Source organism: Mycobacterium sp. TH-M116, assembly GCF_057473685.1.
In genome coordinates this window covers 1-5,074 of record NZ_JBYCLC010000157.1, presented here as the reverse complement: position 1 = coordinate 5,074, position 5,074 = coordinate 1, and the positions used below count along the sequence as shown (strand labels likewise).

Genomic DNA, 5,074 nt, shown 5'->3' with positions numbered 1-5,074 from the left:
CTACGTCTGCGCCGATGGCAAGCAGCAGGATCATCAGCAGTGTCCACCGGATACTTTTCTGGAACTCAATAGGACGCCGCCCGAGTGTTTGACCCCTGATCCAGTGGATTACCCGAAGTAGGCACGTGCCGACGCGACGTCCCGGTAGACGTCCATGGTGAACCGGTACACCAGTTGTGGGGCGCGATCCGCCTCCGCGCCGCCGCGCCTCCATCACCCGAACTCCTCATGGGGATGTCTCCCAACGCAGCATCAGGCTGCCCAGGTGAGTCACGCCAGTCGGTAAATGTCTGATGGCCGGCGCGAAGCCAGGTTCGAGTTCGAATTGCGGGACGCGCATCAACCACTCGGTCACGAATTCGCCAATTTCAATGCGGGCCAGGTGCATACCCAAGCATCTGTGTATGCCGCTACCGAAAGCCCAATGACGTTGACGCAGAATGGTTCCGTCGCCGGCCGTCGCTATCTCGTCACCTCCGTTCTCTCGGCCCGCCGCCTCCAAAGCCAGCCACACCACACTGTGCGCCGGGATCGTACAACCGGCGACTTCGACATCTTTTGTGGTGACGCGCGGAATGGCCGGGCCTGGCGCCTCCAACCGCAACATTTCCTCGACGAACGCCGGAATCTGTTCTGGGTCTTCGCGCAACTGGGCCTGCAGTTGCGGATGGCGCGCGAGACGGAGAAGCGAGAAACCAATCGCCGCCGCGACCATTTCGATACCGGCAACCGAGAACAACAACAGGACGACGGCAGCCACCTCGGCTCGGCTGAGTGGAAAATTCTTGTCGCGGGCGCGTCCCTCGAGCAGGGGCCACAGAATTCCGGGCGGCCGCCGGGGCTTCCTCAACCCGGCGCCGAGCGCGGAATCCAGCCAATTGAAGAGCCGAAGTTCGGCTGTCCCGTCCAGGTCACCGATCACTGCGGCCCGGATCAGCCCAGCCGCACTGTCGTCGTCTGACGGTAAACCGCACACCGTGAGCAGCGATCGACACGCGTAGGTGTCGGCGAGGCCGGTAGCATCACACTGCCCCGCGCCGGTAACCCCGGATACCAGCGTCGCGGCCTGGGCACGCAAGTGCACAGCAAAAGGGGCCAAAGCTTTGGGGCTGAAGAGGGGATGTAGGACGCGGCCGAAACGGGCATGCTCCGTTCGCGTTCCGCAAGACAGCGGCACCTGCGGAAGCGGTACGCCGAAAGAAGTGATCTTGAATGTTTTCGGCGGCGACATAAACGTGGCCGGGTCGAGCAGAGCCGCACGCACGTCGTCACGCCGGGTGAGGTAATAACCGTGCAGCATGGGTTTGCCGGCTTCGATTTTCACCACTGGGCCCAGGCCGCGCAGCTGACGCCAAAAGGCGCCGCGGTCCGCTGCGAAGACCGGACTCTCCTTGTGATGCAAAGGAGGCGAATTCACGCTGCCCTACCTTTCTGACTCATGTTTTCAGGTCCTGCGGCGGCATTGGTTGGGCGCCGGCTTGCTGTGGCCCGAAGAACGTTCGGGGCGTCGGTACTGGTGCCCGTTCGCAACCGGGATGCGATCATTCCCAGCCGGTTTCCAGTAGTTCGCCGGCCAGCCGACGGATGTTGCCTGTCGCCGTCTGCATGGTCGTCATCGCCCGAAAGATCGCCTCAGAGACCGGGCGCGTCATGGCGCAGTTACGGATCACCGCTTCCCGGAACATCACCTCAGCGTGCGAACCGAGCACCGTGGTGGCGTTCACCGCATCAAGAGAGTCATGAAGCGCCTTGTTGCGGGTAAACATGTGTGCCGCAGAAATTTCCAGCTGCATATTCTTGAGAAGAGTGTCAAGTTTCTTACTGCTCGGTGCAAGCGCGTCCTCGCGCTCCTGTTTCTCGGGCATCGTCACCACTTTGCGTCCCCGCTCCGTGAGTTTTGCCAGCTCGAGGGTGTAGTCGTTGACCGCTCGCGACACCCGAATCAAGGCGAGTTTGAACTCTTGTTCGCGCACATGGACGCGTTGGATGCGAGCTTGTTCCCGCTGTGCTTCAAGCTCGATTCGGTGCAACTCGCGCGCATTGTCCAGCTCTGTCGCTGACCTTTGCTCGGCCGCTTTCAGCTCATGTCGCAGTCGTTCGTGCGCTTGTCTGGCGTCGTCTTGTGCCTGGCGCCGGATGACGACCGACTGCCAGAGAGCAACGAAGACCGCGATCAAAGCGGCAAGACACCAAAGGCGCGCGGCGTGGGAAGCGACGTCCCAGGGGCGACCCAGCAGCAGCCAGGCCAGCAGCACCGCGAGGATCGCCGCGATTCCGTTGGGAATGCGCGGCGCGGCGCCATGCCACCAGCGCCGGCGGTCGCGCAGTTCCGCAGGCGCTTCGCCCGGTTGAATTGCGCGGTGGCCCGTGGGCGGGTCAGATTGCGACGGCTCGCTCATCATTTCCTTGTCACCGGGCTCTCGTAGGCGGGTCGAGAAATGCGCCGAACAGCGCACTCCGGCGGCGCTTGGGCGAAGCTGATCGACGCCCACGGCGCCCAGGAAGACCAAATTCCGTTGTGGAACAACCGACTTCCACGATTCACGTTCCCGCCGCGCTGACAACGTGGACCGCACGGGGAAGGAAACCTCATGTCGACCTCCGTGCCGGGAATCGAGGTGAGGGCGTCCATCGACGCCCTACGCACTGTCCGCACCCTCACCATCTTCCCCTTTGCCGGTCAACTCGTCGTTATGGCTGCGCCCGGCGCCGGCCGGCTCCTGAGCGCCTCCTTCTGCGATCAGTCCACGCGGGTGGCGTGCATCTCCCAGAACGGGGCGTAGGCCCGGCCATTGGTCAGCCACGGTTCGATCGACCGAAATCCCTCTACGGAAGACTTGATCTGTTCGGCCTTGTCGGGGTTACGTGCAATCATCATGTCAAAGGATTCCATGCTCATGTTGACCTGATATGTGGTCGGCCCCAGATACGTAGGCTGCCAACCGGCTTCGGGGAACGTCTGGATGAAGTCGTCCAGGGACACCGACCGCGGGGCGACGATACCGTTGACACTGTAGTGGGCGTATTCGAACATGTAGAGCCGCGCTCCGGGCTTGGTCGCCCGGTGCAAAGCCTGCGCGTACGCCCGTTTCGCCTCGGGCACGTCCGAAAACACGTGATAGAACGCGCAGTCGACGACCGTGTCGAAACGGTTCTCCAGGCCGTCCAGCCTTATCGCGTCGCCCACCTGAAAGTTCACCGAAACCCCGGCGCGCCGCGCGTTCTCCTCTGCCCGCTCGATCGCAGCCGGAGAGGAGTCGATGCCAGTCGCCGAGTAGCCGTTTTCGGCGTAGTAGATGGCATGGTGCCCCGGACCGGTACCCGGGTCGAGAACCTCGCCCTTGACCGCACCCAGCGCAACAAGTTGCTTCACGACCTCTTGCGGGCCGCCGATGTCCCACGGTGTGGCCGCCGGCAACCCGTTCGCGGACTGCTGATCGCGATACATCTTCTCGTAGCGGAGGGGATCGAATTGCCCTGGCTGGCCCATCCCGCAACGATAAAGACTTTGTCGGGCCCACGCTCGACGAGCTGACAACATTGTTTCAGCGTCGTTGTTTCAGCGTCGTTGTTTCAGCGTCGTTGTTTCAGCGTCAACGTGGGCTGTCACCTGTTGCCGCATTGGGTTGCCTGATGTGGATCTCCTGATTTTTCCGCGGGTGGGATCCTTACTCAATCAAGATCTTCCGGCGGGACCGCGTGTCGCCTGCCAGGACGATCCGTTCCTCGATGGCGACCGGCCAGCTGCTCGCGCGCCACAGCAAGCCGGTTCAGACAAATCGGACGCACCGCCGCGGCGGACGCACCGCTCAACCCGTCATCAACGGCCTCGACGATGCCGCTGCGCAGCCAACAGGCTGCTTGTTCGGCCACCGCGATGTCGGGGGAACCATCCGCGGAACTCCCGTGATTTCATCCACACCGACCTCCCGAAAAGCCAGGGACCCGACCCACCTGCCGTGACGGGAACCGTGCCAGCGGTCGAGCACCAGGACAACGGCGCCGACCGGGGCACCTCAGTCGGTGATAGCTGGTCAGCGTGCCCCCACTGGGACTCGAACCCAGACTTGACGGATCTCGGGTCCGTCCTTCCTGGGCGTTGGCGTACGGTGGCGCACGTTGGAGTGGTTGGCTAAATTGCGCTTGATCTGCGATTACTCACCATTTTGCGTTGGTGCCGTTGGGGGCGCTTCGGAGACATGTGCATACAGTCTGTTTACATATCGCGCCCAGGGGATGATCAGCACCGCCCGGTTAGCACTCTGCCTTGATCTTTAGGCACAGCCAGATCGGGCCTCCACGCTAGGGTGCTGGTGTGTCGATCTGGTCGTCTGTGCTCGCATCCGGCCTGGTTGCGGCTGGCGTAACGCTGGCAGCCAACTGGTGGATACAGCGGCCACGGGCCGATCTCCGGATGGCCAGAAGCCAGCAGACACTCGAGGACACCGACCGACTGCTACGCGCCAACAAGGGAAGTGGCAATTGGATCAATCATCCGCACTGGCAGCCGCTGCACTTCGTGCGGTTGACCAACTACGGCGACGGCACCGCTTACGACATACGGTTGTCAGGCGACGAGTGCAGGCCCCGTGTGTGGGTTGGTGACACGGGCGGTCAGAAGACCGAGAACGACCCGCCCACAGTGGTCTGGCCGATGTGGAGCGACACAATTGCCGCGTTGGAGCCGGGGCAATCGGTGCAGGTGCTTGTGATGACAAGTCCTGATCGCTCACGTAAACCGCCTGCCCTTGAAGCGAGGTGGCCGCGTATGCCGCGCAGAGGCTTTGGCTGGAAGAGGTGTCGTTACGACCTCGCAACGGCGCGGACAATTGAGACGGGATGGCCAGGCGAGCGAGGGGAGTAAGCCATTCCGCCCGCCTGTCTCCCGTAACGACGAACGCCACCTCGCTCAACATCTAGGAATCGCGTTCGGTGCTGTCGGGCGGCGCACTGCGCGGGGAAGGAAGTAGGCAAACCGGCCTAGGGCGTGTCTCCCGATTTGTTGCTTCCTACGCGGGAATGGATTACGGCGCAGGCTAACAGGACACCACCGAGGTAGGTTAGGGCGTATTTG

At 62.7% G+C, this 5,074-nt stretch carries 3 protein-coding genes and 1 tRNA gene; all 4 read right to left on the bottom strand.

Annotated features, from left to right (window positions below; translation table 11 throughout):
* Positions 1-226: 226 nt before the first annotated feature.
* The 4 genes from AC2VOK_RS07915 to AC2VOK_RS07900 all read right to left on the bottom strand — a co-directional run bounded on the left by AC2VOK_RS07915 (position 227) and on the right by AC2VOK_RS07900 (position 4,114).
* Positions 227-1,417 (bottom strand): cytochrome P450, encoded by a 1,191-nt coding sequence (locus AC2VOK_RS07915; protein WP_428899976.1) that lies wholly within the window; start codon positions 1,415-1,417, stop codon positions 227-229.
* Between the two features lie 124 nt (positions 1,418-1,541).
* The gene (locus AC2VOK_RS07910) at positions 1,542-2,492 is read right to left on the bottom strand and encodes a hypothetical protein (RefSeq protein WP_428899975.1); all 951 of its coding nucleotides are present in this window, start codon (positions 2,490-2,492) and stop codon (positions 1,542-1,544) included.
* Positions 2,493-2,740: 248 nt separating this feature from the next.
* Positions 2,741-3,490, bottom strand: a complete 750-nt coding sequence (locus tag AC2VOK_RS07905; protein ID WP_428899974.1) for a class I SAM-dependent methyltransferase — start codon at positions 3,488-3,490, stop codon at positions 2,741-2,743.
* 550 nt (positions 3,491-4,040) lie between these two features.
* Positions 4,041-4,114: transfer RNA gene (locus tag AC2VOK_RS07900), tRNA-Ser, on the bottom strand.
* Positions 4,115-5,074 lie beyond the last annotated feature (960 nt).